Genomic DNA, 4,303 nt, shown 5'->3' on the forward strand with positions numbered 1-4,303 from the left:
CTCGCCGCCGATGCCGAACCATCGTTCCAAATTAATTCAAATTTTACCGTATCACGCGGCTTTGCTTGCCCTCGAATGCCGTTGCGGGAACCATAAACGGGCTGGAGGAGTTTCGAAGCCGACACAGGATTTTGGGACGATGAACGGCAACAACGGCAACCGGCGCGCCGAATTGGCCAACGATATCAGGCGGCAGGCAGGCAGCGAAGCGACAAAGCGCTTTTTGCGCACCTTGCCGGCATTTCGCCTGGAAAAAGAGGTGCCCCGGCGGCTGAGCGACCTGCTTGACCGCCTGGACGCTGCGGATGCCAGGAAAGCCGGCGGCGAGCGGCGTCGATAGCCGCGCGCCGCGGTTCGAGCAATTCCAGGAAAAGTGCGTAGCGGTTTTCCGTCCGGAATTGCGCAAAGGACAAGTTCAGGCCGCCTTTCGGTCATCGCGCATCAGCGCTTCGCCGTGGCGGATCTCGGTGCCGAGCACCTTCAGGCATTCCCGCATGAAAGCGGCAAGGCCCGGCCAGCCTTTCGCCGACACCAGATTGCCGTCGACATGCGCGCCGGTCGGGGCGACGTCGACATAGATACCGCCGGCAAGCGTCACTTCCGGCTCGCAATACTGCAGCGCCGCCACTTTCTTGCCGCGCACCACGCCGTCGACCGCGATCAGGATCTGCACGCCGTGGCAAATGGTGAAGATCGGCTTGCCGGTCTCGTGGAAATGCCTGACCAGCGCCTGCACGCGCTTGTCGATGCGGATATATTCCGGTCCGCGCCCGCCCGCGGCGTAAACCGCGTCATAGTCAGCCGGATTCACCTCGGCGAAGGTCTTGTTGAGGATGTAATCGTGGCCGAGCTTTTCGGTATAGGTCTGGTGGCCTTCGAAGTCGTGCAACGAGGTCTTGAGCACGTCGCCCGCCTTCTTGTCCGGGCACACGACATGGACGGTGTGCCCCACCGCGTGCATGGCCTGTTCAAAGACGAAAATCTCGTATTCCTCGCTGAACTCGCCAACGAGCATCAATATCTTCTTGCCGGCCATGCCGTTCCTCCCTTAGCTGGCTACTTATTTCGGGGTGCAAAATAGTAAACCCATCCTAAGGTGAGGACGGCAAAAGGGGAAGCGCAAATCGTCAATTTGGTCTGACCAGATGGACTCGATCCTATCGGCGGGCAGGCAAAGACGATGTCCTAGCGACAGAACCGAAAATGGCTGGTCCGACCAAGGCCGACGATCAGACCGCGGCCCGGATCATATCCGCGGCCTTCTCGGCAATCATGATCGTCGGCGCATTGGTGTTGCCGCCGATCAGGGTCGGCATCACCGAGGCATCGACGACGCGCAACCCTTCCAGCCCGCGCACCTTGAGCTGCGCGTCGACCACGGCCATGTCGTCGACGCCCATCTTGCAGGTGCCGGCCGGGTGGTAGATCGTGTCGGCGCGCGCCGTGATATGCGCCATCAGCTCGGCATCGCTCGAAGCGCCGGCGGTGTAGATTTCCCTGGCGCGATATTTGGCCAGCGCCGGCGCCTCCAATATGGCGCGCATCTTCCGCACGCCTTTGAGCAGAAGGTCGGCGTCGCGCTCGTCCTCGAGGAAACGCGGATCGATGCGCGGCGGCGCCAGCGGATCGGCGCTGTTCAAACCCACCTCGCCGCGCGAATAGGGCCGCAGCACGCAGACATGGCAGGAAAACCCGTAGCCCATATGCAGCTTGCGGCCATGGTCGTCGACGATGGCGATGCAGAAATGCAATTGCAGGTCGGGCCGCTCGATCGCCGGGTCGGATTTCAGGAAAGCGCCGCCTTCGGCATAGGGCGTGGCGATCATGCCGGTTCCGTCCTTGCGCCAGCGCAGCATGTGCCGGATCAGGCCGGGCATGCCGCTGAGGCCGATGCCCATCAAATCCGTCTGTCTGGACTTCCAGGCGAGGATGAAATCGAGATGGTCCTGCAGGTTCTTGCCGACGCCCGGCAATTCGTGGACAAGCGGGATGCCGTGCGCCGCGAGTTCCACCGCCGGTCCGATGCCGGAGAGCAGGAGCAGCTGTGGCGATCCGAACGCCCCGCCGCACAGGATGACTTCGCGCCTGGCTTCCGCCACGGCCTCGCTCTTGCCGATGCGATAGCGCACGCCAGTGGCGCGCCTGCCGTTGAGCACGACCCCCGTCGCATGCGCGCCGGTGACCACGGTGAGGTTCGGCCGGTTCATCGCCGGATGCAGATAGGCGGCGGCCGCCGAGCAGCGCTCGCCATTGCGGCGCTCGCCCCAGAACTGCGTCACCTGGTAGAGGCCGGCCCCTTCCTGCTCCGGCCCGTTGAAATCGTCGTTCAGCCTGATCTGGTTTTCGCCGCAGGCCTCGACGAAGGCCCTGGAGATCGCGCGCGGCTCCTGCTGCTCGCAGACCCTGAGCGGCCCGTCGCCGCCATGCAGCGCGTCAGCCCCGCGCTGGTTGCCTTCGGCGCGCCGGAAATAGGGCAGCACCTCGTCCCACGACCAGCCGTCGCAGCCGAGCTCGGCCCATTCGTCATAGTCGCGGCGATTGCCCCGCGTGTAGAGCATGGCGTTGATGGCGCTCGATCCACCCAAGCCCTTCCCGCGCGGCTGATAGCCCCTGCGGCCGTTGAGACCTTCCTGCGGTACTGTCTGGAAGCCCCAATTGTTGATCTTCGGCCGTCCAGGCAGCAGCGCGATGATGCCGGCCGGCGCGCGGATCAAGAGATCCTTGCCCGCGCCTCCCGCCTCGAGCAGGCAGACCGTCTTCGATGGGTCCTCGGAAAGTCTCGCGGCAAGCGTCGAGCCGGCGGAGCCGCCGCCGGCAATCACATAGTCGTAGCGCATGGTTCCCTCCCGGCGGATCTTTCCGTCCGTTGTCTGGAGAGAATGCCTGCTTGCGCTGCTTGTAAAGATGCCGCTGCGTCAGCCAGAGCATGATCCCGAACCGAGGGTTCGGAAAAGATCATGCTCCGACAAAGGACTGGATCAGGATGACGGTCAACCAGACGTCATTCTGATCCAGCGCGCTTGCGCCGCCAGGAATATTTCGGACCCTTGGGCTCAGGCTCCACGGCCGGCTGATAATAGACCGGCAGCCCGCCGGTCCGCCCTTCCTCCAGCCGCTTCAACAGCACCGGGTTGGAAACCTCGAACTCGTCGAAGCCGAGCCGCAGCATATGCGGCAGCTGGTCGACCAGCACCTGGCCGGTGGCGCGCACCGTGCCCTTGAAATGATGCCGGGCGCGCAGCAACTCGCCCTTGGAAAACGAGCGGCCGTCATTGAAGGCCGGGAAGGCGAGCGCGACCAGCGACAGCTGGTCAAGCAGGCCGGTTATCTTGTCGAGCTCGTCGCCGGGCTGCAGCAGCACGCCGAGACGCTCCTTGGCTGACTTGCGGACCTCTTCATCCAGCCCGAGAAAAGCCTGCAGCGGCAGGATGAAACGGCCATTGCCGGCAAGCGCCTCGGCGCTTTCGGCGTGCGTCCACTCGTCCTCGCGAAAGCCGTCCGGGGTCCAGAGGCGGGTCCCCGCTGAAGTCGATCCAGTCATCAAAAATCCTAAAGTCCTAACGATTGCAAGGATATGCCGAGATTCAGGTCAGGCCGAGCCGAAAATGGTGGCTTCCGAGAACCGGAGCAGGAGCGTACTTGAAGTACGTGAGCACCGGAAGCGCAGGAAGTCGCCATTTGCAGGCCGGCCTCACCTGAATATCGCGTGTCCTAAAGAGAGGCGTCGGTCAGCGACTTCTCCAGTCCGGAGAGGTGGATACCGCACTCGGTCTTGGCGTGCCCGGCCCAGCGGCCGCTGCGCGCGTCCTCGCCGGGCTGCACCGGCTGCGTGCACGGGAAGCAGCCGATCGAGAGATAACCATAGGCGACCAGCGGATTTTCGCGCAACGCATGCGCGCGCATATAGTCGGCCTGATCCGACGTCGTCCAATGCGCCAGCGGGTTGATGCGGATGCGCGAGCCGACCGCCTCGAAGACGGGCAGCGCCGCGCGCGTCGAAGCCTGGAAGCGCTTGCGCCCGGTGAACCACGCGCGGAACGGCTCGACGCCGCGCGCCAGCGGCTCCACCTTGCGGACATTGCAGCAGGCGTCCGTGTCGGTCTCGTTGAGCTGGCCGGTCGGGTCGACGCGTTCGAGCGCCGCCTCGTCCGGCTTGATCACCCGGACATCCGTCAGGCCGAAATCGGCGACCAGCGCGTCGCGATAGCCGAGCGTCTCCTCGAAATGCTTGCCGGTGTCGAGGAAGATCACCGGCAGCGTGCGGTCGATCTCCGAGATCATGTGCAGCAGCACCGCCGAATCC

Annotated in this window: 5 protein-coding genes; 1 reads left to right on the forward strand and 4 read right to left on the reverse strand. The window is 64.1% G+C overall.

Translation table 11 applies throughout. The features are described from left to right. The coding region (locus EOA24_RS44150; protein ID WP_348633088.1) for a hypothetical protein at window positions 1-340 on the forward strand (340 nt) is incomplete at its 5' end. 75 nt (window positions 341-415) lie between these two features. Here EOA24_RS44150 and EOA24_RS29000 read toward each other — a convergent pair. The 4 genes from EOA24_RS29000 to EOA24_RS29015 all read right to left on the reverse strand — a co-directional run. Further along, window positions 416-1,036, reverse strand: coding sequence for a DJ-1/PfpI family protein (locus EOA24_RS29000; RefSeq protein WP_126081180.1), 621 nt, complete (start codon window positions 1,034-1,036; stop codon window positions 416-418). A 193-nt stretch (window positions 1,037-1,229) separates the two neighbouring features. Then, window positions 1,230-2,837: a GMC family oxidoreductase N-terminal domain-containing protein gene (locus EOA24_RS29005; protein ID WP_126081179.1), complete on the reverse strand. Its 1,608-nt coding sequence runs from the start codon at window positions 2,835-2,837 to the stop codon at window positions 1,230-1,232. Window positions 2,838-3,001: 164 nt separating this feature from the next. Next, complete coding sequence (locus EOA24_RS29010; RefSeq protein WP_126081178.1) at window positions 3,002-3,541, reverse strand: DUF934 domain-containing protein; 540 nt, start codon at window positions 3,539-3,541, stop codon at window positions 3,002-3,004. Window positions 3,542-3,711: 170 nt separating this feature from the next. Continuing rightward, window positions 3,712-4,303 (reverse strand): phosphoadenylyl-sulfate reductase (locus tag EOA24_RS29015; protein ID WP_127410337.1); only part of this gene is annotated, 592 nt, incomplete at its 5' end.

The organism is Mesorhizobium sp. M2A.F.Ca.ET.039.01.1.1 (assembly GCF_003998035.1).
Taxonomy (GTDB): Bacteria; Pseudomonadota; Alphaproteobacteria; order Rhizobiales; family Rhizobiaceae; genus Mesorhizobium.